At 65.4% G+C, this 25,127-nt stretch carries 26 protein-coding genes; 10 read left to right on the top strand and 16 right to left on the bottom strand.

Annotated features, from left to right (window positions below; translation table 11 throughout):
- Positions 1–2 precede the first annotated feature (2 nt).
- Both B4920_RS07490 and B4920_RS07485 read right to left on the bottom strand, forming a co-directional pair.
- On the bottom strand, positions 3–638 hold the full coding sequence (locus B4920_RS07490; protein WP_079434004.1) for a hypothetical protein: 636 nt from the start codon (positions 636–638) through the stop codon (positions 3–5).
- Positions 635–2,545, bottom strand: a complete 1,911-nt coding sequence (locus B4920_RS07485) for a DUF294 nucleotidyltransferase-like domain-containing protein (RefSeq protein ID WP_079434003.1) — start codon at positions 2,543–2,545, stop codon at positions 635–637. Before B4920_RS07485 ends, B4920_RS07490 begins: the two co-directional genes overlap by 4 nt.
- A gap of 171 nt (positions 2,546–2,716) precedes the next feature.
- On the opposite strand from B4920_RS07485, the gene B4920_RS07480 reads away from it, so the two are divergent.
- Complete coding sequence (locus B4920_RS07480; protein ID WP_079434002.1) at positions 2,717–3,394, top strand: alpha/beta hydrolase; 678 nt, start codon at positions 2,717–2,719, stop codon at positions 3,392–3,394.
- 9 nt (positions 3,395–3,403) lie between these two features.
- On the opposite strand, the gene B4920_RS07475 is transcribed toward B4920_RS07480, so the two are convergent.
- A complete protein-coding gene (locus tag B4920_RS07475) occupies positions 3,404–4,300 on the bottom strand; it encodes a LysR substrate-binding domain-containing protein (RefSeq protein WP_079434001.1) in 897 nt (298 codons plus the stop codon).
- A gap of 131 nt (positions 4,301–4,431) precedes the next feature.
- On the opposite strand from B4920_RS07475, the gene B4920_RS07470 reads away from it, so the two are divergent.
- Positions 4,432–5,946: an acetyl-CoA hydrolase/transferase family protein gene (locus B4920_RS07470; protein ID WP_079434000.1), complete on the top strand. Its 1,515-nt coding sequence runs from the start codon at positions 4,432–4,434 to the stop codon at positions 5,944–5,946.
- A gap of 167 nt (positions 5,947–6,113) precedes the next feature.
- Here the strand turns inward: B4920_RS07470 and B4920_RS07465 are convergent, their stop codons facing one another.
- On the bottom strand, positions 6,114–7,604 hold the full coding sequence (locus tag B4920_RS07465; RefSeq protein ID WP_079433999.1) for a PLP-dependent aminotransferase family protein: 1,491 nt from the start codon (positions 7,602–7,604) through the stop codon (positions 6,114–6,116).
- Positions 7,605–7,714: 110 nt separating this feature from the next.
- Here B4920_RS07465 and B4920_RS07460 point away from each other — a divergent pair, with 110 nt between their 5' ends.
- Both B4920_RS07460 and B4920_RS29895 read left to right on the top strand, forming a co-directional pair.
- Positions 7,715–8,965: a benzoate/H(+) symporter BenE family transporter gene (locus B4920_RS07460; protein ID WP_079433998.1), complete on the top strand. Its 1,251-nt coding sequence runs from the start codon at positions 7,715–7,717 to the stop codon at positions 8,963–8,965.
- Positions 8,965–9,210, top strand: a complete 246-nt coding sequence (locus B4920_RS29895; RefSeq protein WP_216819793.1) for a hypothetical protein — start codon at positions 8,965–8,967, stop codon at positions 9,208–9,210. The genes B4920_RS07460 and B4920_RS29895 overlap by 1 nt, the downstream gene beginning before the upstream one ends.
- Before the next feature lie 57 nt (positions 9,211–9,267).
- Here the strand turns inward: B4920_RS29895 and selD are convergent, their stop codons facing one another.
- Positions 9,268–10,317 carry a selenide, water dikinase SelD gene (gene selD / locus B4920_RS07450; RefSeq protein ID WP_079433997.1) on the bottom strand — a complete coding sequence of 350 codons (1,050 nt, stop codon included), beginning with the start codon at positions 10,315–10,317 and terminating at the stop codon, positions 9,268–9,270.
- A 33-nt stretch (positions 10,318–10,350) separates the two neighbouring features.
- Between selD and mnmH the strand changes: the two genes are divergently transcribed.
- On the top strand, positions 10,351–11,436 hold the full coding sequence (mnmH, locus tag B4920_RS07445; protein ID WP_079433996.1) for a tRNA 2-selenouridine(34) synthase MnmH: 1,086 nt from the start codon (positions 10,351–10,353) through the stop codon (positions 11,434–11,436).
- A 24-nt stretch (positions 11,437–11,460) separates the two neighbouring features.
- Here the strand turns inward: mnmH and B4920_RS07440 are convergent, their stop codons facing one another.
- The 4 genes from B4920_RS07440 to B4920_RS07425 all read right to left on the bottom strand — a co-directional run bounded on the left by B4920_RS07440 (position 11,461) and on the right by B4920_RS07425 (position 14,703).
- On the bottom strand, positions 11,461–12,213 hold the full coding sequence (locus B4920_RS07440; protein ID WP_079433995.1) for a response regulator: 753 nt from the start codon (positions 12,211–12,213) through the stop codon (positions 11,461–11,463).
- 104 nt (positions 12,214–12,317) lie between these two features.
- Positions 12,318–13,736: a PhoH family protein gene (locus B4920_RS07435; RefSeq protein WP_079433994.1), complete on the bottom strand. Its 1,419-nt coding sequence runs from the start codon at positions 13,734–13,736 to the stop codon at positions 12,318–12,320.
- A 48-nt stretch (positions 13,737–13,784) separates the two neighbouring features.
- Positions 13,785–14,240 carry a peroxiredoxin gene (locus B4920_RS07430; RefSeq protein WP_079433993.1) on the bottom strand — a complete coding sequence of 152 codons (456 nt, stop codon included), beginning with the start codon at positions 14,238–14,240 and terminating at the stop codon, positions 13,785–13,787.
- Between the two features lie 85 nt (positions 14,241–14,325).
- The gene (locus tag B4920_RS07425) at positions 14,326–14,703 is read right to left on the bottom strand and encodes an Mth938-like domain-containing protein (protein ID WP_079433992.1); all 378 of its coding nucleotides are present in this window, start codon (positions 14,701–14,703) and stop codon (positions 14,326–14,328) included.
- 217 nt (positions 14,704–14,920) lie between these two features.
- Between B4920_RS07425 and B4920_RS07420 the strand changes: the two genes are divergently transcribed.
- The 5 genes from B4920_RS07420 (at position 14,921) to B4920_RS07400 (ending at position 20,360) form a co-directional block, all read left to right on the top strand.
- Positions 14,921–16,147, top strand: coding sequence for a pyridoxal phosphate-dependent aminotransferase (locus tag B4920_RS07420; RefSeq protein WP_173862648.1), 1,227 nt, complete (start codon positions 14,921–14,923; stop codon positions 16,145–16,147).
- Positions 16,148–16,244: 97 nt separating this feature from the next.
- Positions 16,245–17,552 carry a homoserine dehydrogenase gene (locus tag B4920_RS07415; protein WP_079433990.1) on the top strand — a complete coding sequence of 436 codons (1,308 nt, stop codon included), beginning with the start codon at positions 16,245–16,247 and terminating at the stop codon, positions 17,550–17,552.
- A 100-nt stretch (positions 17,553–17,652) separates the two neighbouring features.
- Positions 17,653–18,540 (top strand): M23 family metallopeptidase, encoded by an 888-nt coding sequence (locus tag B4920_RS07410; RefSeq protein ID WP_139379450.1) that lies wholly within the window; start codon positions 17,653–17,655, stop codon positions 18,538–18,540.
- Positions 18,537–19,034, top strand: a complete 498-nt coding sequence (locus B4920_RS07405) for a hypothetical protein (protein WP_139379449.1) — start codon at positions 18,537–18,539, stop codon at positions 19,032–19,034. Before B4920_RS07410 ends, B4920_RS07405 begins: the two co-directional genes overlap by 4 nt.
- Before the next feature lie 180 nt (positions 19,035–19,214).
- Positions 19,215–20,360, top strand: coding sequence for a hypothetical protein (locus B4920_RS07400; protein WP_079433987.1), 1,146 nt, complete (start codon positions 19,215–19,217; stop codon positions 20,358–20,360).
- A gap of 21 nt (positions 20,361–20,381) precedes the next feature.
- Here the strand turns inward: B4920_RS07400 and B4920_RS07395 are convergent, their stop codons facing one another.
- From B4920_RS07395 to B4920_RS07365, 7 genes are read right to left on the bottom strand one after another with little or no spacing between them, the layout of a single operon-like run.
- Positions 20,382–20,888, bottom strand: coding sequence for a nitrous oxide reductase accessory protein NosL (locus B4920_RS07395; RefSeq protein ID WP_079433986.1), 507 nt, complete (start codon positions 20,886–20,888; stop codon positions 20,382–20,384).
- 17 nt (positions 20,889–20,905) lie between these two features.
- Positions 20,906–21,271, bottom strand: coding sequence for a hypothetical protein (locus B4920_RS07390; RefSeq protein WP_079433985.1), 366 nt, complete (start codon positions 21,269–21,271; stop codon positions 20,906–20,908).
- Positions 21,268–21,540, bottom strand: coding sequence for a hypothetical protein (locus B4920_RS07385; protein ID WP_079433984.1), 273 nt, complete (start codon positions 21,538–21,540; stop codon positions 21,268–21,270). Before B4920_RS07385 ends, B4920_RS07390 begins: the two co-directional genes overlap by 4 nt.
- 4 nt (positions 21,541–21,544) lie before the next feature.
- Positions 21,545–22,078 carry a nitrous oxide reductase accessory protein NosL gene (locus tag B4920_RS07380; protein WP_079433983.1) on the bottom strand — a complete coding sequence of 178 codons (534 nt, stop codon included), beginning with the start codon at positions 22,076–22,078 and terminating at the stop codon, positions 21,545–21,547.
- A complete protein-coding gene (locus B4920_RS07375; RefSeq protein ID WP_079434177.1) occupies positions 22,075–22,890 on the bottom strand; it encodes an ABC transporter permease subunit in 816 nt (271 codons plus the stop codon). Before B4920_RS07375 ends, B4920_RS07380 begins: the two co-directional genes overlap by 4 nt.
- Positions 22,891–22,902: 12 nt before the next feature.
- On the bottom strand, positions 22,903–23,814 hold the full coding sequence (locus B4920_RS07370) for an ABC transporter ATP-binding protein (RefSeq protein WP_254050870.1): 912 nt from the start codon (positions 23,812–23,814) through the stop codon (positions 22,903–22,905).
- Positions 23,795–25,081 carry a nitrous oxide reductase family maturation protein NosD gene (locus B4920_RS07365; protein ID WP_079433982.1) on the bottom strand — a complete coding sequence of 429 codons (1,287 nt, stop codon included), beginning with the start codon at positions 25,079–25,081 and terminating at the stop codon, positions 23,795–23,797. Before B4920_RS07365 ends, B4920_RS07370 begins: the two co-directional genes overlap by 20 nt.
- Positions 25,082–25,127: the final 46 nt, after the last annotated feature.

Here is a 25,127-nt window from a genome sequence, read left to right as displayed (position 1 = left end):
GTTCAGCTCCCGCGCAGCCATTTTCGGCTGGTCTGGCTTTCGAGCAGATCCTGCGGAGTGGTGAGCCCCTGGGCCTTGGCGCGGGCCAGTGCCACCTGGTGGAGCTGGGCTACGGCCAACGCTTCCAGCACCGCATCGTGGCGGTCCAGCCGGTCGATGCCGAAGGCGCCCAGCCAGGCGTCCATGCGGGCTTGGCCGGCGATCCGCTCGGGGTAGAGGCTGGGCATGATCACCATCAGGTCCAGCCATTCCAGCGCTGGTACGTTGCCCAGGTTCTGCTCGAAACCCCGTTCGAGAATGCCCTGGTTGAAGGGGGCGTTGTACACCACCAGCGGCGCCCTGGCGACGAAATGCAGCAGGCCCAGCAATGCGTCGGCGGGCGCCGTGCCCAGTTCGGCACGAAAGCTCTCGGCCGGGTGCAACAAGCCCCGGTTGATGGCGACGGCACCCACCCCCAGCAAACGCTGGCCACCGCCATCCATCGGCCGGCTTTCCGCATTGATGATCACGTAGCGCGTCTCGAAATGGCTGCGCCCCAGGTCCGGGGCCGGTCGGGTCGTGATCGCCGCCAGGCTGGCCTGTTGTTCGGGACTGAGGTCCGGTCCGCTACCGGGCAGGAGTCGGGAGAGCCAGCTCATATTTGGTAGTCCAGCTTGAGTCGCAGTTGGATCTTGCGGGCCTGGCGGAAGGCTTCCTTGAGGATGCGTCGGTCCAGCTCGTTGAGATCGTCCGGCTTCACCCGGTTGTCGCCCGGTGCACCGTGATCGGTATCCAGATGCTGATGGCGCAAGCGCAGCAGCTGGATGAAGTGGAAGCCATCGGCCATCGCGGAGAGTTCTTCCGCAGGCATGCCGATGCGGCCGCCTCCCTGGCGCAGGCGCTGCACGGTGCTGGTGGCCTCGACGCCGGTGCGCAGCGCGAGAACGCGGGCCGCGTCGACGAACAGGCGGGCGCCGAATTTTTTCAGGTCGATGGTGCCCGGGTACCTGGGGTCGTCGTCGGTGACGAAGTCGCGGATCTTGCCCAGCGGTGGCGATACATCAAGTGCATTGGTTGCCATGGCCTTCAGGAAAGCTGGATTGCCGCCGGTCATCGACAGCAACCAGTGGCGCAGCTTGTAGGCCAGCTTTTCGTCGCCGAGCAGTACGCGGAAGTCGAAGAAGATTGTGGCGTTGAGCAGGGCTTCAGGGTGCGGTTCGCGGATCCAGTTGCCGAAACGCTCCCGCCATTCGTCGATGGTGAGGCACAGGTCCGGATTGCTGGCCATGATGTTGCCTGTGCACAGTGGAAAGCCGCAGCTCGCCAGGTCGTTATTGACGTCGCGGGCGAACTCCAGCAGGCGCAGCTTGAGGGGTTCCTTGTCGGCCCATTCGGGCAGCACATAGATGATCCCGTTGTCCTGGTCGGTGGACAGGGTCTGCTCGTGGCGCCCTTCGGAGCCGAAGGCCAGCCAGGCGTACTCCACGCCGTAGAGGTCGTGGCGGTCCAGGTTGAGCTCGATGATGCGCCGCGTCAGCGCATCGTTGAGGGCCGAGATGAACTGGGTCAGCTGCTCGGCACCGATCCCCTGGGCGAGCAGGTTGAGGGCCAGCTGGCGGATGTCCTGGCTGGCCTGCTGCAGGGCCTGGACGTTGGCGGCGCTCTCGATGCTGGAACGGACCTGGCGCAGGCCGATGCGTTGCAGCGCAAACAGGTCGCGCTCGGAGATGACGCCCTTCAGCTTGTTTTCCGCGTCGACCACCAGGATGTGGCGCACACCGTGGGTGGCCATCTCGAGGGCCGCATCGTAGGCACTGGCATTGGTGCCCAGCGTGTGGGGCGGGGCGGTCATCACGTCGGCGATCGGCCGGGTCAGGTCGAAGCCGGGGAGCACGATGCGCTTCAGGATGTCGCTCTGGGTCAGCACACCGACCGGCTTGTCGTCGTCGCCGGCTACGGCCAGGCAGCCGACGCCGGCTTCCACCATCTTTTCGAGGGCGGTGCGGGTGCTGAGCCCGGGGGCGACGAAAACCGGTGCCTTCTTGAACAGATTGGACAGCGGGGTCGTCATCGTCTGCTGTTCGGCGGCCCGCTGGGAGAACTGGACCTGCAGTTGCTCCCGCGACTGGTTGAGCAGGCTGGCGATGTAGCGTGTACAGAAAAGCTGGAAGCTCGGACTGATTTCCTGCAGGCGCAGGAAATCGGCAGCCGGCAGTTGGAAACAGTAGCTGTCTTCCACCGCGATGTAGCCATTGGTGGACGGGCGTCCGGCCGAGATGGCGCCGATCGGGAAGCCTTCGCCAGGGCCGAGGGTCAGCGTGGCGTATTCGGTGACGGCGACACCACCCACCTGGCGCGCCTGCACCTTGCCCCGATAGACGATGTAGAAGAAGCTGGGCGGGCCGTCTTCCGGCATCAGGATTTCCGAATCCGCGGGGTAGAAGGCGGTGGCCAGGCGCTCTCCCAGGAAATGCAGGGCGTCGGCTTCCATCCGGTCGAAGGGCGGATGGCGGCGCAGGAAGTCGAGATTGGTGCGGATCAGGGTGTCGGGAGCGGTAGTGACCATAAGCGGTACGCAAGGCACGGATCAAGCTCATGAATCTACCTTGCCCTTGTCCCCCAGTCATGATCTTGCGCAATAAATCGTGACTTTCGTGCATGCGGCGGCGACAGCCCGCTTTGCTGCGAGCCTTACCCCGACCCGGCTACAATCGGCTTCGCCCCCAAAGGAGACACCATGACCGTTCCGCTTTTGCCTGCCGTTGAACTCCTGACCGCCCCGGAGCCGACCCACGCCGTGATCTGGCTGCATGGCCTGGGGGCCGATGGGCACGACTTCGAGCCGGTGGTGGAGGCGTTCGACATCGAGCGCCTGCCGCCGCTCCGCTTCGTCTTTCCTCATGCGCCGCTACGGGCGGTGACGATCAACGGCGGCTACGTGATGCGGGCCTGGTACGACATCGTCTCGTCCGATTTTTCGGAACGGCGGGAAGATCCGGCCGGGGTGCTGGAGTCGGCCGGCCAGGTGGCGGCGTTGATCGCCCGCGAGAACGCCCGAGGCATCCCCGACGAGCGCATCGTGCTGGCCGGCTTCTCCCAAGGCGGGGCCATCGCCCTGCATGCCGGCCTGCGTCATCCGCGGCGCCTGGCCGGCATCCTCGCCCTATCCACCTATGTGCCGCTGGCCGACACTCTGGAGGCGGAGGCCAGCCCCGCCAACCGGGACGTCCCGATCTTCATGGCCCACGGTCACGACGACCCGGTGATTCCCTACGCTTTCGGCAAGCGCTCCGGCGATCTGCTGGCATCGGCCGGCTACCCGCTTCAGTGGCACGGCTATGAGATGGAGCACAGCCTGAATCTGGACGAGGTCCGGGATATCGAGAGCTGGTTGCGTACGGTGTTGCAGGGCTGACTTCTCCGCTCAAGGAGTGGTGGGGAGCAGCACTTCTTCGCAGACCGCCAGCCACGCCCGGGCGGCGTGGGACAGGTAGCGACGGGGTTTCCAGATCAGTGCCACGTCCCAGTCGATGCCGGGGTCGGCCAGCGGGCGTACCACCAGTTCGTCTCCCACGTTGAGGCGGGCCAGCAGCGGCGCCGGCAGCAGCGTCGTGCCGAGGCCGGCTGCGGCCATCGCGACGAGAAAATCCCATTGCCCGCTCTGGGCCGCGATGCGTGGCGTCAGGTGGGCTTCGTCGAAAGCGGCGCGCAGGCGGCGGGTCAGCGAAAAATCGTCCGGTAGCAACACCAGCGGTTCATCGCGCAGGGCTGCGATGCCGACAGCCGCTTCCCCCGCCCAACTGACTTGGCGCGGGCCAACGACGAGGATGGGATAGCGTCCATAGCGGCGGCTCGTCAGTTCGAGGGCCGGTTCGGCGGGGAGGATGGTGACGCCCACCTCCAGTTCGCCACTGGCCACCTGTTGTTCGATTACCTGGCCACCATTTTCCTGAAGGGTCAGGCGCACGCCGGGGTAACGCTCGCAGAAGGCCTTCACCACCGGCGAGAACAGCAGGTTGATCATCGGCGGCATGCCTACCGTGAGCTCGCCGCGGGTGAGGGCCGTCAGGTCGGCCACTTCCCGGGACAGCTCCTGCATCACGCCGAGGGCCTCCTGGCCACGCGTGAACAAGATGCGCCCCACGTCGGTGAGGCGCAGTTGACGCCCTTCGCGGCTGAGCAGCGGCTGGCCGATCTCGTCCTCCAGCTGACGGATCATCTTGCTGACCGTGGACTGGGTGACGTGGAGTTTTTCGGCCGCCAGCGTGAAGCTGTTCTGGCGAACGGTCTCGATGAAATAGCGGAGGGCACGCAGGTCCATTGATCATGAAAAAAGCGACTTGTATCAAGTAGTTTAAGTCATCCAATGACTTATTTCCGACTTCTATACTTCAACGTGAACTTGCCCGTCGAGGCGAGCCCAACAAGATTAGAAGGATCGGAGAAATAAGTATGTCCATGGACCGTATTCGCCTGCAGCGCCTGCGAGAGCGCATCATGTCGCCGGAAGAGGCCGCCCTGTTGTTCAAGGACGGCATGACCGTCGGCATGAGCGGCTTCACCCGTGCCGGCGACTGCAAGGCGGTGCCCTTTGCGCTGGCCGAGCGCGCCACCCGCGAGCCGCTGAAAATCACCCTGATGACCGGCGCGTCCCTGGGCAACGATATCGACAAGGTGCTGACCGAAACCAACGTCATCGCCCGCCGTATTCCCTTCCAGTCCGATCCGACCCTGCGCCGCAAGATCAACGCCGGCGAAGTCGCCTTCATCGACCAACACCTGTCCGAGACCGTTGAGCAACTGCGCTCCGGTCAGATCGCGCCGGTCGATATCGCCGTCGTCGAAGCCACCGCCATCACCGAGAACGGCGGTATCGTGCCGACCACTTCGGTGGGCAACTCCGCCAGCTTCGCCGTGCTGGCCAAGAAGATCATCGTCGAGATCAACGTGAAGATGCCGGAAGGCCTTGAAGGCCTGCACGACATCTACATCCCGACCTACCGTCCGCACCGCTTGCCGATCCCGCTGATTTCCCCGGAACAGCGCATCGGTCTGCCCTATATCCCGGTCGATCCGGAAAAGATCGTCGCCATCGTGCTGACCGAGAAGGCCGACAGCCCGTCCAACGTGCTGCCGCCGGACAACGAAACCAACGCCATCGCCGGCCACCTGAACGAGTTCCTGTTCCACGAAGTGAAGGCTGGCCGCCTGTCGCCGTCCCTGCAGCCGCTGCAGGCCGGCATCGGCACCATCGCCAACGCGGTGCTGCACGGCATGCTGGATTCTCCGTTCCGCGACCTCAAGATGTACTCCGAAGTGCTGCAGGACAGCACCGTCGAGCTCCTCGACGACGGCCGTCTGACCTTCGCGTCGGCGTCCAGCATCACCCTGTCGAAGGGCGCCTACGAGCGCGTGCTGGGCGACATCGAGCGCTACAAGCAGCGCCTGGTGCTGCGTCCGCAGGAGATCAGCAACCATCCGGAAGTCATCCGCCGCCTGGGCCTGATCACCATCAACACGGCGCTGGAGTGCGACATCTACGGCAACGTGAACTCCACGCACGTGGGCGGCACGCACATGATGAACGGCATCGGTGGCTCCGGCGACTTCGCCCGCAACGCGCACCTGTCGGTGTTCGTCACCAAGTCGATTGCCAAGGACGGCAAGATCTCCAGCATCGTCCCGATGGTGTCCCACGTGGATCACACCGAGCACGACACCGACATCATCGTCACCGAGCATGGCCTGGCCGATCTGCGTGGCCTGGCGCCCCGCGAGCGGGCCCGCCAGATCATTGAAAACTGTACCGATCCGCTATACCGCGACGTGCTGCGCGACTACTTCCTGCGCGCCACCAAGCGCGGCGGCCACACCCCGCACCTGCTGCAGGAAGCCTTTGCCTGGCACCTGCGTTACGAGCAGAGCGGTTCGATGCTCGACAAGCAGCCGGAACCGGCTTTCGCGTAAACCATCAACCCCAAACCGGAGCGCGCGCAGGCCGCGCTCCCGGCTCCTTCGGCCGTCGATAATGCCCTTCGATCCGAAGTCCAGGTAGTACCGCCTGCATCTCCCCCAAGGCCAGCCCGCATTCCGCGTCCCTCTCCCCGCGGAATGCGGCGTTGGTTTTTTTGTGCCTACCTGCGATCCAGCGCACGCAGCACGTCCGCCAGTTTTCCGACCGCAATCTCCAGCTCGTTCGGCGCATGGGCGGCGAAGCCCATGAGGAAGCCGGCTTCACGATTGCCGGACGCATACAATGTGCTCAGGCCCAGCAGGTCGATACCGGCCCGACGGGCGGCTTCGACAGCTTCCTGCTCGGGAATGTCGCGGATGAGGATGCACGGCATCTGCATCCCCCCGGCCGGCACCCGCGCCTTCAGGAAGTCGGCCAGGTGCGTGCTGACCAGCCGCGCCAGCACGTTGCGTCGTTCGGCATAAACGGCGCGCATGGTGCGCACATGCGCGCCGAAATGTCCGCCCTCCATGAAGCGCGCCAGGGTGAGCTGCGGGATCGGCGCGCTGTGTCCATCCAGCAGGGTGCGCGCCACCGTCATCGGTCCCACGAGCTGTGGCGGCAGGACCATGTAGCCGATGCGCAGGCCGGGAAACAGCGATTTGGTGAAGGTGCCGATGTAGACCGTCCGCTCGTGCGGGTCCAGCCCCTGCACGCAGGCCTTGGGCTTGCCGGCATAGTGGAACTCGCTGTCGTAGTCGTCCTCGATGATCCAGGCTTGCTGTTTGTAAGCCCAGTCGATGATGGCCAGCCGTCTATCCAGCGCCAGCGTCGCCCCGCTTGGAAACTGATGCGAAGGGGTCAGGAATACGGCCTTGGCGGATGGTTCCGCATCGTACAGCTGTTCCACCCGCATGCCGTCGGTGTCCAGCGGTATGGGGACGCATTCCAGGCCGGCGGCGTCGAAGGCCTTGCGCGCACCGTGATAGACGGGATCTTCGATGAAGATCCGATCGCCGGCATCGAGCAGTACCGTGGCGCACAAGGTGAGGGCCTGCTGGGAGCTGGTCAGCACCAGCACACGTTCGGGCGTCGCCCCTGCGCCGCGTTCCAGATTGACATGATCGGCGATGGCTTGCCGTAGCGGTGCCATGCCCTGCGGCGGACTGTGCAGCAGGGCATGGGTGCCATGTTCCTTCAGTACCTGCCGCTCCAGACGCTCCCAGGTTTGGAGCGGAAAATTGCGGGTCTCCGGCAAGCCGGGTGCAAACGGGCGTGGCGCCAGGAAGTCGCGTACGCCGCCGCCCTGGTGGATGGCGCTGCCGCGCCGGCTCAGATTCGGTATTTCCCCGGTAGCCCCGGCTTGCCGTGCAATTCCTTCGTGCCTTGTCAGGCGCCGCGCCCGTTCCGATACGAAGCTGCCGCTGCCCACGCGTCGCTCGATGAAGCCTTCCGCATGCAGCTGGCTGTACGCCGTCTCAACCGTATCGCGGGAGACCCCCAGAGAGAGGGCCAGCGCGCGCGATGCGGGCAATGGCCTGCCCACATCGAGTGCGCCGTCGAGAATCAGTTGCCGGACGGCCCGCTGGATACGCGCATGCAAGGACAGGGCGCCATGCGCCGGGTCGCCGATCCAGGCTTTGACGGATTCGAGTTGGGCATGTTTGAACAATTGGTCTGTATCTGTCAGGAAAATTGGTGGGGAATTCCAAGCCATTCCGAGGATATAAAGATGTCATTCCTCAGGTCAATCACACCGTCTCCAGGAGTTGCATACAGACCATGTCATCCGCCAGCCCCCCTTCCTCAGTTCGTTGGAACGATCTCGCCCACCCCATCGTCGCCGGTTTGATATCGGTCATCGTCAACTATGGCGGCACCTTCATCCTTGTATTCCAGGCCGCCAAGGTGGCCGGCCTCAGCCCGGAGCTGACGGCTTCGTGGGTGTGGTCGATTTCGATCGGTGTGGGCGTGACGGGGATCATCCTGAGCTGGATGTTCCGGGAACCGATCATCACGGCCTGGTCCACACCGGCCGCCGCTTTTCTCGTCACGGCCTTGGCCACCACGTCCCACGCTGAAGCGGTGGGCGCGTACCTGATCTCGGCGGCGGCCTTCGTGGCGCTCGGGCTGTCGGGCTGTTTCGAGAGGGTGATCCGCTTGATCCCGCCGGGCGTGGCTGCTGGCCTGTTGGCCGGCATCCTGCTGCAGTTCGGTGTAAAGGCATTCGGCGGTATGAGCATCGACCCCGTGCTGGCCGGATTGCTGATCGCTACCTACGTGGTGCTCAAGCGCTTCACTGCGCGGTATGCGGTGGTGGGCATCCTGGTGCTCGGGCTGGCCTTCCTGCTCGTACAGAACCGGGTCGAGCTTTCCGGGCTGGAGCTGAAGCTCGCGACCCCCGTCCTCACCATGCCGGTGTTTTCGCTCAATGCGCTGCTGAGCGTCGCCTTGCCGCTGTTCCTGATCACGCTGACCGGTCAATACATGCCCGGCATGCTGGTGTTGCGCAACGACGGCTTCAAGACCAGCGCCAACCCCATTGTCACGGTCACCGGGCTGGGGTCGCTGCTGATGGCGCCGTTCGGTTCGCATGCCTTCAACATAGCCGCGATCACGGCAGCGATCTGTACCGGCAGGGAGGCGCATGACGAGCCATCCAAGCGCTGGATCGCCGGCATCGCTGCCGGTGTGTTCTACATCCTCGTCGGGGTGTTCGGGGTCACGCTGGCCGCGCTCTTCATGGCTTTCCCCGCCACCTTCATCACCACCCTGGCGGGGTTGGCACTGCTGGGCACCATTGGCGGCAGCCTCGCCAGCGCCATGGCGGATGCGAAGGTGCGAGAGGCTGCGCTGATCACTTTTCTGGCCGCGGCCGCCAACATCACGATGTTCGGTATCGGCGGTGCGTTCTGGGGGCTGCTGATCGGTCTGCTGGCGTACGCCGTGCTCAACGGGCGTCTGCCGCAACGGACGGCAGGGCAGATCCTGCAGCCAGCCGGCAGCGTGGCAGGCAAAGGCGTGCCCAGCTGATGGCCGGCACATTCGGCAGACAAACCCGGCACGGCCAGTATCCCCAGGCCGTCACCGGCGAGACCAAGGTGCAGGAGGCCTTCGGAAAGTGGGAGGCTACGCAGGACCTGGCCGACCTGCAGTGGCCGGTGATCGACCACCTGCCGGCCAACCAGGCCCGACTGGTGGCACGTCTTGCCGCCGGGTTCCAGGCGCTGGATAGCATGTGCACCCCGCGCGAGCTTCTTTCATGGCCAAGTGCGTGAAAGCATTGGCCACCGCCCCGTGATGCGGTGACCCCGACCCCGGCGTGGCGCTCCCGCTTACTTCTCCACCTGAACCTTGGCCGCGCCGGCATGCATGCGACCGATCACCGCCGCATCGGAGAAGCCGCCGTTGCGGAAGGTGGCGAGTACCGTGTCGACGGTGTCGGGGGAGCACGCCACCAGCAGGCCGCCGCTGGTCTGGGCGTCGGCCAGCACGCTGCGCTGCCATTCCTCGACCCCGTCGGCAAATTGCACGTCGTCGCCACAGCTGGCCAGGTTGCGGGCGATCGCGCCGGGGCCGATGCCCTGCTGCGCAAACGGAATTGCCGCCGGCATGACGGGCAGGGCGCTGGCTTCCACCGTTGCGCCGAGGCCCGCACCGCGGCACACCTCGAGCAGGTGGCCGAGCAGTCCAAATCCGGTGACGTCGGTCAGTGCATGCACGTCCGGCAGCTTGGCCAGCGCCGGACCGACCTTGTTGAGGCGGGTGGTGGTGGCGATCATCTGCGCGTAGCCGTCGGCGTCGAGGACGCCCTTCTTCATCGCCGAGCCGAGGATGCCGACGCCGAGGGGCTTGCCGAGCACCAGCACGTCGCCCTCGCGGGCGTCGCGGTTGCGTTTGATCACGTCGGGGTGGGCGATGCCGAGGGCCACCAGGCCGTAGATCGGCTCCGGCGAATCGATGCTGTGGCCGCCTGCCACCGGGATGCCCGCGTTGGCGCAGACCGCCGCGCCGCCTTCGAGGATGCGCCCGATCGCTGCCAGCGGCAGCTTGTTCACCGGCATGCCGACGATGGCCAGCGCCATGATCGGCGTGCCACCCATCGCATAGACGTCCGACAGGGCGTTGGTGGCGGCGATGCGTCCGAAGTCGTAGGGGTCGTCCACGATCGGCATGAAGAAGTCGGTGGTGGCGATCAGTGCCTGTTCGTCATTGAGGCGCCACACTGCAGCGTCGTCCGCGGTTTCGGTCCCCACAAGCAGGTTGGCAAAGGGCTGGGCGGCGGGCATGTGGGAGAGCATCTCGGTCAGCACGGCGGGGGCAATTTTGCAGCCGCATCCGCCGCCGTGAGACAATTCGGTGAGTCGCAGGGGGGCTTCGGTCATCTCTGATTCCTGTCTATTTCAGTCGTTTTCATCGTGTCCCATCCCGCCCCATTTTCTGCCAGCCTCGATCGTCTCGACGAGTTCGACGCAATCATAGACGTCCGTTCGCCGGCCGAATACGCCGAAGACCATATTCCCGGGGCGATCAACTGTCCGGTTCTGGATGACGAGGAACGTGCCCGGGTCGGGACGCTGTACAAGCAGGTGTCGCCTTTCGAGGCGCGCAAGATTGGGGCAGCGCTGGTGTCACGCAATATCGCGCAGCACATCGAGACGCATTTTCTCAATAAGCCGAAGGGCTGGAAACCTCTGATTTACTGCTGGCGCGGCGGCCAGCGCAGCGGTGCGATGACGCTGGTGCTCGGGCAGGTCGGCTGGGGCGCGCGGCGGCTCGAGGGGGGCTACAAGAGTTTCCGTGTGCGCGTGCTGGAGGATCTCGCGAGGCTTCCCGCGAGCCTGGGTTTTCGCATCTTGTGCGGTCCGACGGGCAGCGGCAAGACGGCGCTGCTGGAGGCGCTGGCGGCGGCCGGCGAGCAGGTCCTGGATCTTGAGGCGCTGGCCAACCACAAGGGCTCGGTGCTCGGGGCCGAGCCGAACAGCCAGCAGCCGTGCCAGAAGGCATTTGAAACGGCCCTGTGGGCGCAGTTGCGGACGTTCGATCCGGCGCGGCCGGTGTGGGCCGAGTCGGAGAGCCGGCGCATCGGTCGTCTGCATCTGCCCGTAGAACTCTTCGAGCGCCTGCGTGATGGCGACTGCCTGCGCATCGACGCCGCGTTGCCGGCGCGGGTGGCGCATCTACTGGACCGCTATGCCAGCCTGATTGCCGATCCGGCCGATTTCAACGCCAAGCTGGAGCGCCTGATCGGTCAGCATGGGCACAAACGGGTCGGCGAATGGCAGGCGATGGTGACGGCCGCTGAATGGCAGCCGCTGGCTGAGCAACTGATCGTCGATCACTACGACCCGGCCTACCGGCGTGGTGGCGCGGGTCTGTACCGGCGGGCCGAGCAGGCTGGCGTGTTGTCGGTCGCCACGCTGGATGCGGCCACCCTGGCCGGTGTCGCCCGCAGCCTGCAGGAGGGTGCCGCTCAGCAAGGCGGGCTGATCATATCCCCGTAAGGGCGAATGAATTCGCCCTTACGGTCAGGCTTCCAGGTGGCGGGAGACTTCGGCCAGGGTCGCCTCGAGGGCGGTGGCCAGTTCTTCAGCGAGCGTCAGCGCCTCGGGCAGGGATTGGCGAGAGGCCTGTTCGGTGCGCAGGGCCAGGGCCATCAAGGCGTTGGCCATGATATTGCCGGACGAGCTTTTGAGCGGATGGGCGATGGGCGCGATCGCCCCAATGTCGCCACAGGCTGCCGTGGCCCGCAGCGTCGCCACCGTCGGGGTCTGGCTCTGGATGAACACGCCGAGCAGACGGCGGATGAAATCGGCCTTGCCCGGAAAACGGGCCTCCAGGGCCTGCCAGTCGATCGTGCCGGCCGACCGTTCCACGGTGTGTCGGCGGATCAGGGTGACCAGGGCTTCGGGGTCGATGGGCTTGCTGATCTGCGCCGCCATGCCGGAGGCTCGGCAGCGCGCCAGTTCGTCGGCGCCCGAATTGGCTGTCTGGCCGATGATCGGCAGTGCCGGTGCATGGGCGTGGATGCGCCGTGCCGCTTCGTAGCCGTCCATCTCGGGCATCTGGATGTCCATCAGCACCAGCTGGAAGGCATCGGGAGCCGCGGTGGTGATGCGTTCGACAGCGGTGCGTCCGTTACCGACGATTTCCACGCGGGCACCCTCGTAGCTCAGGACGTCATCCAGCACGATCTGGTTGATCTCGTCGTCCTCCGCGGCGAGAACCGTGATCCCCGTCAGGCGGGGGGTGGGGGAAATGTCTTGTGTTGTCTCGTTCATCGGATTTTTCTCCCGGTGGCCGGGTCCGCGTTATTGTTGTGGAAGCCCCCGCTGGGGGGCGCGGAATGCGCTGGAGCAAGCAGCCCATCCCGCGTGCTGCGTACTTATAAGACTTCCGCCGCGTGGTCCGCAAGCCGCGAGCGTTCGCCGCGCTGCAACGTGATGTGGCCGGAGTGCGGCCAGCCCTTGAAACGGTCCACCACGTAGGTCAGGCCCGACGAACCCTCGGTGAGGTAGGGCGTGTCGATCTGCGCGATGTTGCCCAGGCACACCACCTTGGTGCCGGGGCCGGCACGGGTGATGAGGGTCTTCATCTGCTTCGGCGTCAGGTTCTGCGCCTCGTCGATGATCAGGAACTTGTTGATGAAGGTGCGCCCGCGCATGAAGTTGAGGGACTTGATCTTGATGCGGCTGCGGATCAGGTCGCGGGTGGCCGCGCGGCCCCATTCGCCGCCCTCGCCGGTGGTGCCGTTGAGCACGTCCAGGTTGTCTTCCAGGGCTCCCATCCACGGGGCCATCTTCTCTTCCTCGGTGCCCGGCAGGAAGCCGATGTCCTCGCCCACCGGCACGGTGACGCGGGTCATGATGATTTCGGAGTAGCGCTTGGTCTCCAGCACCTGGGTCAGGCTGGCGGCCAGCGTCAGCAGCGTCTTGCCCGTGCCGGCCTGGCCGAGCAGGGTGACGAAGTCGATCTCCGGGTTCATCAGCAGGTTGAGGGCGAAGTTCTGCTCCCGGTTGCGGGCGGTTATGCCCCACACGTTGTTCTTCTGGTGGGAGAAGTCGATGAGGGTCTCGAGGGTGACCGTCTTGCCGGCCTTCTCCTTGACCCATGCCTGCAGCGGCTGCTCGCCTTCCTGGAAGACGAACTCGTTGATCAGCATGTCCGGCGCGTCCGGACCCTTGATCTTGTAGTAAGTCCGCCCCTCCTGCTTCCACGACTCCATGTCCTTGCCGTTGGCGTCCCAGAAGGCGGTGTCGATCTCCTTGGTGCCGGTGTACAGCAGGTCGGTGTCTTCGAGGACCTTGTCGTTGAAGTAGTCCTGCGCCTCCAGGCCCAGCGCGCGGGCCTTGATGCGCATGTTGATGTCCTTCGAGACGAGGATCACCGAGCGCTTCCGGTCGAACTTCTCGAACAGGTGCATCACCACCGCGAGGATCTGATTGTCACCCTTCGCGGTGGGCAGCGCGGCTGGCAGCTGGCTGTTGATGGCTTCCGTCTGCAGGAACAGGCGGCCGCTGGCCAGCTCGCTGGAAGGGCCGACAAGGCTGATGCCGGCTTCGATGCCCTCCGGGCAGCTCTGCACGATCTCGTCGAGGGTGCGGCTGGCCTGGCGGGCGTTGCGGGCGACTTCCGACATGCCCTTCTTGTTGGAGTCGAGTTCCTCGAGGGTCATCATCGGCACGAAGATGTCGTGCTCCTCGAAGCGGTACAGGCTCGTCGGGTCGTGCATCAACACGTTGGTGTCGAGGACGAAAAGCTTGGTAGCGGGGGTCTTGGACTTCGCAGGGCGTCGGGTAGCCATGATGTCGGTCTTCTCGTCGGTCGTGGAAGGGGATGGAGCAGTCCTGCCTTACAAGGTCTTCACGTAGTCGAGCACCTCCTGGGCGTGGCCGGGGACCTTGACGCCACGCCACTCGCGGCGCAGCACGCCGGCGGCATCGATGACGAAGGTGCTGCGCTCGATGCCACGTACCTGTTTGCCGTACATGTTTTTCAGCTTCATGACACCGAACAGCGTACAGGCGGTCTCGTCCGGATCGGAGACCAGGTCGAAGGGCAGGGCCTGCTTGGCGCGGAAGTTGTCGTGGGACTTGAGGCCGTCCCGCGAGAGACCGAGCACGACGGCGCCGGCGGCCAGGAACTCGGGATGCAGGTCGCGGAACTGCTGGCTCTCGGTGGTGCAGCCGGGGGTGCTGTCCTTCGGGTAGAAATACAGCACCACCTTGTTGCCCTTCAGGGCGGAAAGGGTGAGCGTCTGCCCACCAGTGGCTGGCAGGCTGAAATCAGGGGCGTCCTGGTCGAGCATGGTTTCTCCGGAAAAGGGGGTATTCCGGCATCAGCCTAATCCCAAGACGCAGGCCTGGCAATGCATCCAGGCATATGAAGGGTATTCACTCCGGATCGAACAGAAGCGCCGCGGCCACGTTACGATGTTCCGCTACCAGGATGTTGTAGGTCCGGCAGGCGGAGCCCAGATCCATCACTTCCAGCCCGATGCGGGCGTCGATCAGCGCACGCATCAGGCGCGGTTGCGGAAAGCGCTGCTTCATGCCGGTGCCGAGGATCAGGATCTCGCAGCCCAGCGCCGCCAGGCGCTGGAAGGCGGCTTCGTCGAGCGCATCGAAACCGCCGGCGTGCCAGTCGGCTTCGATGCGCTGGGGCATCACGATCAGGCTGGATTCATAGCGGGTGTCGTCAATCTGTACGTGGCGGGCGTCGTAGCGGGCAATGGTGTTGTATTGCGTGCTCTTGTCGAGGTGGAGTTTCATGGGCGGCTTCTCTGCGGTGGGCACTCTTACTGATTGATTGGACGCGGATTTGCCCGGTCCGGGTGGCTTGGGTAACATTATAGCTTTGCGTCGCCGGGCACCCGACCGGGTTTCATCACCGATCGTCCCTGACGGGGCCATGACCATGAGCCGCCAAGCCAAATTGCGTGTTGCCACCGGGCAATCCGCTCTCATCAGTAAGGAAACGGAAACCGCCGTGCAACCAATCCGCAAGTCCGACAAGCTCGCCAACGTCTGTTACGACATCCGCGGCCCCGTGCTGCAAAAGGCGAAGCAGATGGAGGACGAGGGCCACAAGATCATCAAGCTGAACATCGGCAACCTGGCCGCGTTCGGCTTCGATTCCCCCGAAGAAATCCAGCTCGACATGATCCGCAACCTGCCCAACGCCGCAGGCTACTCGGACTCCAAGGGGATCTTCTCGGCCCGCAAGGCGATCATGCATTACACCCAGCAGAAGCGCATCAAGGGCGTGACGCTGGAAGACATCTACGTCGGCAATGGCGTTTCCGAACTGATCGTGATGGCCATGAACGCGCTGCTCAACAGCGGCGACGAAGTGCTCGTTCCGGCCCCCGACTATCCGCTGTGGACCGCCGCCGTGAGCCTGTCCGGCGGCACGCCGATCCACTACATGTGCGACGAAGCCAACGAGTGGCTGCCCGATCTGGCCGACATCCGCGCCAAGATCACCCCGCACACCCGCGCCATCGTCCTGATCAACCCGAACAACCCGACCGGTGCCGTCTATCCGGACGAAACGCTGAAGGCCATCGTCCAGATCGCCCGCGAGCACGGCCTGATCATCTACGCCGACGAGGTCTACGACAAGGTGCTGTACGACGGCATCGAGCACACCTCCATCGCCTCCCTGTCGGAAGACGTGCTGACCGTTACCTTCAACGGCCTGTCCAAGAACTACCGTTCCTGCGGCTACCGTGCCGGCTGGCTGGTGGTGTCTGGCGACAAGCGTCCGGCGGCCGACTACATCGAGGGCCTCAACATGCTGGCCTCGATGCGCCTGTGTGCCAATGTGCCCGGCCAGCATGCCATCCAGACCGCCCTCGGCGGCTACCAGAGCATCGAAGACCTGGTGGCTCCCGGCGGCCGCATGCGTCGCCAGCGCGACCTGGCCCACGAGCTGATCACCGCCATCCCGGGCGTCAGCTGCGTCAAGCCGAAGGCCACGCTGTACATGTTCCCGCGCCTCGACCCCAAGATCTACCCGATCGAGGACGACCAGCAGTTCATCGCCGAACTGCTGGAGGCCGAACGCGTGCTGCTGGTGCAGGGCACTGGTTTCAACTGGCCGAACCCCGACCATTTCCGGCTGGTCTTCCTTCCCCATGAGGAAGATCTCAGACTGGCCATCGCCCGCATCGCCCGCTTCCTGGAAAGCTACCGCAAGCGGCACGGCACCTGATGCCGGGAGAGGGAAGGGGGCCGAGCCGCCAAACATGCACTCCCAACCCTTCCTTTTCCCAGACTCTCAACCCTAGACCCTTACCTTCACCAGACACATGAAACCCATCAATGTTGGCCTCCTGGGCATCGGCACCGTAGGCGGTGGCACCTTTACCGTTCTCAAGCGCAACGAAGAAGAAATTACCCGCCGTGCCGGCCGGCCGATCCGCATTACCGCGGTGGCCGACAAGAACCTGGAACTGGCGAAGAGCGTGGCCGGCGCCGGCGTGCGCCTCACCGATGACGCCTTCTCGGTGGTCACCGACCCCGAGGTCGACATCGTCGTCGAGCTGATCGGCGGTTACGGCATCGCCAAGGAACTGGTGCTGAAGGCCATCGAGAACGGCAAGCACGTGGTCACCGCCAACAAGGCGCTGCTGGCCGTGCATGGCAACGAGATCTTTGCCGCCGCCCAGAAGAAGGGCGTGATGGTTGCGTTCGAAGCCGCCGTTGCCGGTGGCATCCCCATCATCAAGGCGCTGCGTGAAGGCCTCTCCGCCAACCGCATCCAGTGGCTGGCCGGCATCATCAACGGCACCACCAATTTCATCCTGTCCGAGATGCGCGACAAGGGCCTGCCCTTCGCCGACGTGCTCAAGGAAGCCCAGCGCCTCGGCTACGCCGAAGCCGATCCCACCTTCGACATCGAAGGCGTCGATGCTGCCCACAAGGCGACCCTGATGGCCTCCATCGCCTTCGGCGTGCCGGTCCAGTTCGACAAGGCCTACGTGGAAGGCATTACCAAACTCGAAGCGGCCGACATCAAGTACGCCGAGCAACTCGGCTACCGCATCAAGCTGCTGGGCATCGCCCGCCGCCGTCCGCAGGGCATCGAGCTGCGCGTGCATCCGACGCTGATCCCCGAGAAGCGCCTGATCGCCAACGTGGAAGGCGCCATGAACGCCGTGCTGGTGCAGGGCGACGCCGTCGGCGCCACGCTGTACTACGGCAAGGGCGCCGGTGCCGAGCCGACCGCCAGCGCCGTGATCGCCGATCTGGTGGACGTCACCCGCCTGCACACCGCCGATCCGGAACACCGCGTGCCGCACCTGGCCTTCCAGCCGGACCAGATCACCGACGTGCCGGTGCTGCCGATCGAGGAAGTCGAGACCAGCTACTACCTGCGCCTGCGCGTGCTCGACAAGCCGGGCGTGCTGGCCGACATCACCCGCATCCTGGCCGACCAGTCGATCTCCATCGACGCCATGCTGCAGCGTGAGCCGGAAGAGGGCGAGTCCCAGACCGACATCATCATCCTGACCCACCTGACCATCGAGAAGAACGTGGACACCGCCATCGCCAAGATCGAGAGCCTCGACTCCGTGACCGGCAAGGTGATCCGCCTGCGCCTCGAGAACCTCTGATCGGGTTTCGCGTTTCGCAAAAAAGAGCCACGCTATGTCGTGGCTTTTTTTTCGGGCCCGGCCAAGACGGCGGGGAGGCCGGCAGGGATGACAGCCGCGCGTGGCAGACTATGCTGAGTACTCGGGCTGTGGCGAAGGCATGGTGCATGCCGGCTGCGCGGCCCGCGAGGAGAGCTTCATGGATATCAGTGCGTCAGTGGGGGCGTGGGAGCGCGGCGCCCACAACCAGAAGGCCGATGTGATCACCGTTCAGACCTTGCTGACCGAGGCGGCCAGGCGACTGGCCAGGCCGGTGGTCGACCCCCAGGGCATCGACGGGGGCATTGCCCGGCCGCCGAAGGAGTCCGCCACGGTGGCGGCGATCAAGGCTTTCCAGATCCTGTCCGGTCTGGCGCCCAGCGGCCTGATCGCCGTGCAGAGCCAGGACTGGCAGCACTTGCTGATGGCCGCCGGCAATGTCGATGGCGGTAGGCCTGCAACAGGCGAAGAGTGCTTTCCGTTGGCGACCCTGCCCAGAACAGACTGGACCCAGGCGCCGCGGGCCTACGGGTCGAACCGCAGCAGTGGAGCCCGGGCCCATGCCGGCTGCGACCTTTACGCGTCCATCGGCACGAGCATCCATGCCGTCCGTGCCGGCGTGGTGCTCCGCGATCCCTACCCCTTCTATGCGGAAACCGATGCGCTGGAGATCGACCACGGGGATTTCCTGATCCGCTATGGCGAAATCCAGCCCGGCTCGCCGCTGCGCAAGGGCGACCGGGTGATCGCAGGCCAGTTCATCGCCAAGGTGGGGCGTCTGGTCGGCATCAGTGTGCCGAGCGCCATGCTGCACCTGGAAATGTATGCCGGCACCGCCAGTGGCCGCCTGACCGTGGCCGAGGATGAGTCCGCCCGGCGTGCAGATGGCGTACCCTTCCTGCGACGCGCCGATCTCATCGATCCGACCCCCTATCTCGACAGATGGAAGCTGCACCTGCCCAAGGCATGAATTATCGAACGCTCCTGTACGGCGGCCTGGCCGCCTTGTTGACACTCTCCGTTCCAAGCCACGCCGCCACACCCTGCCAGGCAGGCCCTCCTGCCGGTGCAAGTGTATTGCACGGTGATTTTGACGGCGACGGCACGGCCGACCGCCTGTGGGTGCGCCGCCAGTCGCGGGCCGCCATCCCCGCGCTGGCCTGGGACCCGTGGAACGCGCGCTTGCGTCGTAACGCCGGCGTGCCCTTCATGCTGGTGCTGGATCGCCGCGACGCCTGCACGCTGATCCAGAACCGCCGTTTCTTCTCCACCCCGATCTGGAACGAGGGCCCCCCACCGCTGCAGATCCTGCCCCAGGATGCGCCCCAGGCCGAGTCTTGGCGCACCTTTGCCCCGCGCTGGCGAGGCGATGGCATCCTGCTCGGTAGTGAGGCGGGCATCGACATCCTGCTGTACTGGGATGGGCGCCGCTTTCGGGTCGTGCATTCGAATGAAACGCCGTAGCAACAGGTGGCAAGGGCGCAAGAAGTCGCCCCAACGCATCGAACCCGCTTTCCCCTGCAGGAGCGAATCCATTCGCCCATCCCACCAAACGAACTGCATATTTCTTGGCACTTCGATGCGTCTCGTCTAACTTTGGATGACGCCGGCCTAGCGCGCCGGCACCAATCGGACGAGGGCGAGATGGCGACACGATTCAAATACGAGAACGATTTCCTGGTGGGCGGCCCGGCGGCGGGCAGCGTGACGCCGAGCTTCCAGCTGCGCGAGTACGCCCGGCCGGACGGCAGCGTGCATATCCATCGGGAGCTGGTCGGCTCCGTGCAGGTCCTGCGCGACGCCATCGGCATGCCGCTTAAAATCGCCTCGGTGCAGCCGGTGGATGGCCACGGCGCGGGCCTGGAGGGGCGCTTCGTGTGGGTGACCTGCGCCAAGCCCGAAGAACTCGCCAAGTCTGCTTCCCGCCTTGCGCAGGAAGGGCACTTCCAGCGCGTCGAGCAGGAAGGCAAGCTGGTTTATCTGGAAATGCCCGATCCCGCCGCGTTGCCGGCGGTGCGGCCTGAACTCGCCATCGCCAACGCCTTGCGCGTCACCGCTGCCTTCGAGACCAGCGGCGACCCCTTCCAGCAGGTCACCGGCAATTTCGACGGTGCCGGCCTGTCCTTCGGGCCACTGCAGGTCAATCTCAAGACCGGCACGCTGCAGGAACTCTTCAAGCGCTTCGCGGTGCGCGACGAGGCGGCCCTCAAGGCCTGTTTCGGCCCCCTGTGGCCGGAGTGGCAGGCCATGCTCAAGCTGCCCAGCCTGGCCAAGCAGGTGGCCTGGGCCGATGCCCTGTCCCGCGGCGGGCGCAAGACCGACTTCGATCCGGCCTGGAAGGCCGCGCTGCAGGCGGTGGGCCGCGTCCCGGCGTTCTACACCGAGACCCTGCAATACGCCTACGACGTGTATGGTCGCAAGCTCATCGCCGCACTGTCGTGGCTGCACGGCCTCAACCCGATCCGCATCGACAACGTGCGCTGCCTCGCTGCTCTGTACGACCTGTGCGTGCAGCAAGGCAGCCTGGACAAGGCGCGTGACGCCATCCGGGCCCGCGTGGACAAGGAGAAACCCACCGACCAGTTCCAGCTCACCCGTATCGCGGTGGAAGAGCGCGGCAAGACCGCGCTGCCCCCGTGGCGGGCCGACTGCGTCAGCCGCCGCCTGTGCATCCTCGACCGGGAGCCGGTGCCGGTCACCCTCAACGGCAAGTCGGCGGAGCGCGTCAATCCCCAGCTCTACCTGCTGCGCAACGCGCCGGTGAGCCGCATCGAGCAATATCTGCTGTAAGCCAGCGGCGGGCGGCGCTGCTTAGTGGTGGTGGCCGCCGCTGTTGAGGCTCTTGATCACGTCCCGCGTCACCTCGCCGAAGATCAGCACCTTGCCGCCCTGGGCCTTGGCGAAGGCGTCCGCCGCTTCACGGCTGGCGAAGGCCGGCAGGTTGGGATCGTTCATCGGGCCGGTGGCCTTCGAGCCGAGCACGAAGAAAGCCTTCTTCGCATCCACCGGCGTCTTGCGCTCGTAATCCGCCACGTAGATCGCGCCGATGTCCGCCGGCTTGTGCTGCTTGTCGAACAACACCATGTTGTTGAGAAAGCGGAACAGATCCACCGGCGAATCGAAATGGCTGGCGCTCTGGTCGTTGAAGACGATCTGCGCCGCCCACTGGGGCGTGCGCGCCGGATACATGCCGCACACCGGGCAGCGTGCAGCGCGCGGGATCGCCTGGGCGGCGAGATCGACGGCGAAGGCCGGTATAGACAGGGCCAGCGCCAGCAGCGGCGCGGCGAGGCGGGCAGGGAACAAGCGGGAAATCATGTATCAGCTCCTGGGGCTTAGGCGGCGGGCCGGCGTTCGAGCAGCGGATCGGCGAGCACCGCATCGAGCACCGCGCGCAGATTGTCCCACGGGGCCGCGCCGCAAACGGTCAGCGGATCGTGCTGCAGAGTGCCGTCGGCACCATGCATATGGTTCGGCCAGGTGGCCAGATCCTGGTGCACCGGCGCGGTGTCGATGCGCAGTTCCGCCTCGCCCCAGGCCCACGCGATGGCATAGGCGTCGGGGGCGGCGATGCGCGCCTCCATCACCACGCCGTTGTCCAGGCGCAGGATCAGCGCATCCAGCTTGATCTCCGGCGGCGATTCCAGATGGGCGCCGAAGTCCTCTTCCACGCGGGCGGCGAGTTCCAGATGCAGGTTCATTGTTCCTGGGCCTCCTTGACGAGGGCGGCCAGCTCGGCGCGCACCTGGTTGTGCAGCCCGTTGAGGATGCGTACCGAAAGGTAGTGTTCATAGCCCGGATGCTCCGGCAGCGCACCGTCCACGATGCAGGCCAGCGCCTGCTCGGCATCGGCGGCCCCCAGGCGCGCCAGCATGTTGTCGCGGGCGGCGCGCACTTCGTACATCAGGCGCGACACGCGCTGAATCTCCAGGGCCCGCTCGGCGGGAATCTTGTCGTAGAAATTGTCCATCGGCCTACATCCTTTGATCGTGCAACGCGCCGCCATCCAGGCGGGCCATTTCGGGGGTGACCTCGGAGAATGCGAGCACCTTGCCGCCCTCGGCGGCGGCAAACTTCTGCGCCCCCTCGCGGGTGCCGAAGGAAGGCAGCGTCGGGCCCATCGCGGCGCGCTTCTTGGAGCCCACCACGTAGAAGGCCGTCTTGGCGTCGATCCAGGCGCCCTTCGGTTCCTCCCAAGTCGTCTTGTCCAGATCCTGCACGTAGATCGCTGCCACCTTGCGGGCCTGTTCCGGCTTCAGATAGATCGAGAACATCTCCATCGTGTCGCAGAAGAACTCCGGCTCCGGCTGGCCGGCGTAGTGGATCTGCGCCTTGGGCCCGGGATAGTCGCCGAGCAGCATGCCGTCGAGGGCGCAATAGGTGTCCTTGCCGAGCTCGGTCGGGGCGACGCTGTTGTCCATTGTCTTGCCGCAGGCCGTCAGCAGGCCGCAGGCCAGCAGCACGGCGGCCAGGCGCGGCAGGGTGCGGAAGGGGGAGGGGCGTTTCATCGTTCGAATCTCCAGATGGCCACCATCAGCGGGCCGGCGATCCACGCCAGCATCACGCCGCCCAGGGTGGCCGGATGGCTGAGGGCTTCGGGGAACACGGTGGCGAGCCCGTACAGCGTGCGCACCTCGTCCAGGCTGAACACGTTGAGCACGCGGAACACGTCTGCCGGGTTGAGCAGCAGCAGGTAGGGAAAGACCGCGCCGCCGTAGTCGCCGGCGGTGACCACCAGCGCGCCGAGGATCAGCAGGTCAAACACCAGCACGAAGAAGAACCAGGTGCCGATGGCCATGCCCGAGGCCCGCGTGCGGTCGCCGGCGAACACCGACAACATCACCGCCAGGCTCAGGAAGGCGAAGCCGAGCAGGATCGCCGAGGCCATGAAGCCGGCGTAGTGGAACAGCGCGTTGAGGTCCAGCTGCGGCGACAGGATCACCCCCACTGCGCCGAAACCGGCGATGGTGGAGAAGGCCAGCGCGCCGGCCAGCCCCGCGTACTTGCCGAGGATCAGCTCCTTGCGGGTGATCGGCAGCGTCAGCAGCAGGTCCAGCGAGCCCCGTTCCCGCTCGCCGACGATGGCGTCGAAGCCGAGGATCAAGGCGATCAGCGGGATCAGGTAGATCACCAGGCTGACCAGCGAGGCGATGGTCACGTCGATGGAGTGGAAACCCACCGTGCCCTGCTGGGCCGCGCCGAAATAGGCGATGACCAGCGCGAACACCGTGAACACCACAGCCACGGCCAGCACCCAGCGGTTGCGGATGCGGTCCCAGAATTCCTTGCCGGCGACGATGCCGATCTGTCTGAAGTCGATGGAGAACATGGTTCAGGTCCGGTAGCCGAAGAACACGTCCTCGAGGGACGGCTCGCGCACGTGGAGGTCGCGCAGCGTTTCGCCGAGGGTGGCGAGGCGGGCGAGGGCGGGCATCTTGGCTTCGCGGGGCAGGCGGATGTGCAGGCTGTGGCCTGAATCGTCGATGCCGTCGATGGCGATGCCTTCGAGCACCCGCGCCACCTGCTCGCGCAGGCCGGCGCCGCCGGCAATCTCCAGCGTCAGCGGCAGGTTCATCGCCTCGCGCAGGGATTGCACCGTGCCGGTCGCGCGGATCGTGCCGCCTTCCATGATCGCCAGGCGATCCACGCGCTCCTGGATCTCGGCGAGGATGTGCGAGGTCAGCACCATCGTCACCCCCTCGTCGCGCAGCTCCCGCAGGATGCGGTAGAAATCGCGGATCGCACCCGGATCGAGGCCGGTGGTCGGCTCGTCGAGGAACAGCAGGCGCGGCGTGCCGAGCAGGGCCTGGGCAAAGCCGAGGCGCTGGCGCATGCCTTTCGAGTATTCCCGCACACGCCGGCCGGCGGCGTGGCCGAGGCCGACCTTCTCCAGCAGCGCAGCGCATTGCCCGCGCGGCACTGCCTTCAGGTCGGCGAAGAAATACAGGGTCTCGATGCCGGTCAGATTGTCGTAGAGGACGACGTTCTCCGGCAGGTAGCCGATCTTGCGGCGCGTGTCCCGAAAGCGCGGCCCGGTCACGGATTCCCCGTCCAGGCGGATCTCGCCGCGGGTCACAGGGATCAGCCCGAGCATCATCTTGAACAGCGTGCTCTTGCCGGCGCCGTTGTGGCCGATCAGGCCGAACAGCTCGCCGGCGGCGATGGAAAGGTCAACCCCCTTCACCGCCTGAATGGACCCAAAGTCCTTGGTCACGCCGCGGGCTTCAACGATAGTGCTTGCCAAGCCAGTTTCTCCAGTCGGAATGTTCGGGGCGCATGCGCGGATTCTTGTCCACGATGCTGGGGGCGCGCAGCAGCGGAAACTGCTGGGCGATCAGGCGCAAAGTCTGGATGGCCGGGCTGGCGAGCAGCAGCTTGACCATCGGATGTCGCCACGACAGGCGATCCACCATGTCGTTGGCCTCGTAGGGCACGTCGCCGTGGCCATCGCCATTGCGGTCCCAGCCCACGTAGTTGCTCCAGTGGTTGCCCACCTTGCCACCCCAGGGTTCATCCTTGGTGGCCACGTACTTGATCTGCTCCCGGTTGGAGATGAAGTCGTTGCCTTCCACCGTGTTGCGCACCGAGCCCGCCCACAGGTGCACGCCCACCTGGTTATCCACCACCAGGTTGTTGCGCAGGGTGTTGTACTCCGCGTCGTAGATGAAAAAGCCGCGCGCATTGCCGGCCACCACGTTGTTCTCCACGACGGAATCCTGGATCGTCCGCAGCATGATGCCGTGGTCCGAATTGCCCCAGGCCTTGTTGTTGCGCACGGTCAGGTTGCGCACCTCCATCAGGGCCAGGCCGCCGCGGTTGAGGTAGCTCTCGTTGTCCTCCCACAGGTTGTAGTGGGAGTTCATGTAGTGGGTGCCGTAGCGGCTGTGGTGCATCTTGTTGCCACGGAAGACGGCGTTGTTGGTGATGTCCACGTAGATCGCATCGCGCACGAAGCTGATGTGGTTGCCGATGATCTGCGCGCCGGCGCTGTTGTAGAGCTGGATGCCGTTGCCGCGCTGGGCCGAGTCCACGTCCCGTTTGCCGGTGATCAGGTTGTATTCCACCCGCACGTTGCGGGCCTTCTCGATCCACAGCCCGAACAGGGTGTAGCTGAAGTCACAATGGGCCACCCGCGCCCGGTCGGCGCCGGGCTGGATGTACACGCCGGCGTTCTGTGCGCCCAGGTCGGCACCGGAGTTGGCAATGATGAAACCCTCGATGCTCACATCGGTGGCCACTACGCGGATGGTGTCGCCACGGCCCTGGCCATCGAGGGTCGGGCGGCCGTCGCCGATCAGCTTCACCGGCTTTTCGATACGCAGGTTTTCCGCGTAGGTGCCGCGGGCCACGTGCACCGTGTCGCCGGCCGCTGCGCGTGTGAGCGCAGCCTGGATCGACTCGCCCGGCTTCACCAGCCAGTCGGCCCCATGGGCCGCCAGCGCCGGCAGGGCCAGCAGGGCGGCAAGGCCACTGCGGACGACGGAACGAAGGATGAAACGAGAAAGCAGCATGAATGGAAGCAGCTGGCGGGAAGTCACTCTGGCCGCCAGTCTGCGG

It is taken from the genome of Zoogloea sp. LCSB751 (genome assembly GCF_002028455.1).
In the GTDB taxonomy this organism is placed as follows: Bacteria; Pseudomonadota; Gammaproteobacteria; order Burkholderiales; family Rhodocyclaceae; genus Zoogloea.
The sequence above is the reverse complement of the archived record's forward strand: the minus strand, read 5'-3'. Positions and strand labels throughout refer to the sequence as shown.

Coding starts and splice junctions, on each gene's coding strand:
- B4920_RS07490 (WP_079434004.1), bottom strand. CDS start 638: ATGAGCTGGCTCTCCCGACTCCTGCCCGGTAGCGGACCGGACCTCAGT.
- B4920_RS07485 (WP_079434003.1), bottom strand. CDS start 2,545: ATGGTCACTACCGCTCCCGACACCCTGATCCGCACCAATCTCGACTTC.
- B4920_RS07480 (WP_079434002.1), top strand. CDS start 2,717: ATGACCGTTCCGCTTTTGCCTGCCGTTGAACTCCTGACCGCCCCGGAG.
- B4920_RS07475 (WP_079434001.1), bottom strand. CDS start 4,300: ATGGACCTGCGTGCCCTCCGCTATTTCATCGAGACCGTTCGCCAGAAC.
- B4920_RS07470 (WP_079434000.1), top strand. CDS start 4,432: ATGTCCATGGACCGTATTCGCCTGCAGCGCCTGCGAGAGCGCATCATG.
- B4920_RS07460 (WP_079433998.1), top strand. CDS start 7,715: ATGTCATCCGCCAGCCCCCCTTCCTCAGTTCGTTGGAACGATCTCGCC.
- B4920_RS29895 (WP_216819793.1), top strand. CDS start 8,965: ATGGCCGGCACATTCGGCAGACAAACCCGGCACGGCCAGTATCCCCAG.
- selD (WP_079433997.1), bottom strand. CDS start 10,317: ATGACCGAAGCCCCCCTGCGACTCACCGAATTGTCTCACGGCGGCGGA.
- B4920_RS07440 (WP_079433995.1), bottom strand. CDS start 12,213: ATGAACGAGACAACACAAGACATTTCCCCCACCCCCCGCCTGACGGGG.
- B4920_RS07435 (WP_079433994.1), bottom strand. CDS start 13,736: ATGGCTACCCGACGCCCTGCGAAGTCCAAGACCCCCGCTACCAAGCTT.
- B4920_RS07430 (WP_079433993.1), bottom strand. CDS start 14,240: ATGCTCGACCAGGACGCCCCTGATTTCAGCCTGCCAGCCACTGGTGGG.
- B4920_RS07425 (WP_079433992.1), bottom strand. CDS start 14,703: ATGAAACTCCACCTCGACAAGAGCACGCAATACAACACCATTGCCCGC.
- B4920_RS07415 (WP_079433990.1), top strand. CDS start 16,245: ATGAAACCCATCAATGTTGGCCTCCTGGGCATCGGCACCGTAGGCGGT.
- B4920_RS07405 (WP_139379449.1), top strand. CDS start 18,537: ATGAATTATCGAACGCTCCTGTACGGCGGCCTGGCCGCCTTGTTGACA.
- B4920_RS07400 (WP_079433987.1), top strand. CDS start 19,215: ATGGCGACACGATTCAAATACGAGAACGATTTCCTGGTGGGCGGCCCG.
- B4920_RS07395 (WP_079433986.1), bottom strand. CDS start 20,888: ATGATTTCCCGCTTGTTCCCTGCCCGCCTCGCCGCGCCGCTGCTGGCG.
- B4920_RS07390 (WP_079433985.1), bottom strand. CDS start 21,271: ATGAACCTGCATCTGGAACTCGCCGCCCGCGTGGAAGAGGACTTCGGC.
- B4920_RS07385 (WP_079433984.1), bottom strand. CDS start 21,540: ATGGACAATTTCTACGACAAGATTCCCGCCGAGCGGGCCCTGGAGATT.
- B4920_RS07380 (WP_079433983.1), bottom strand. CDS start 22,078: ATGAAACGCCCCTCCCCCTTCCGCACCCTGCCGCGCCTGGCCGCCGTG.
- B4920_RS07365 (WP_079433982.1), bottom strand. CDS start 25,081: ATGCTGCTTTCTCGTTTCATCCTTCGTTCCGTCGTCCGCAGTGGCCTT.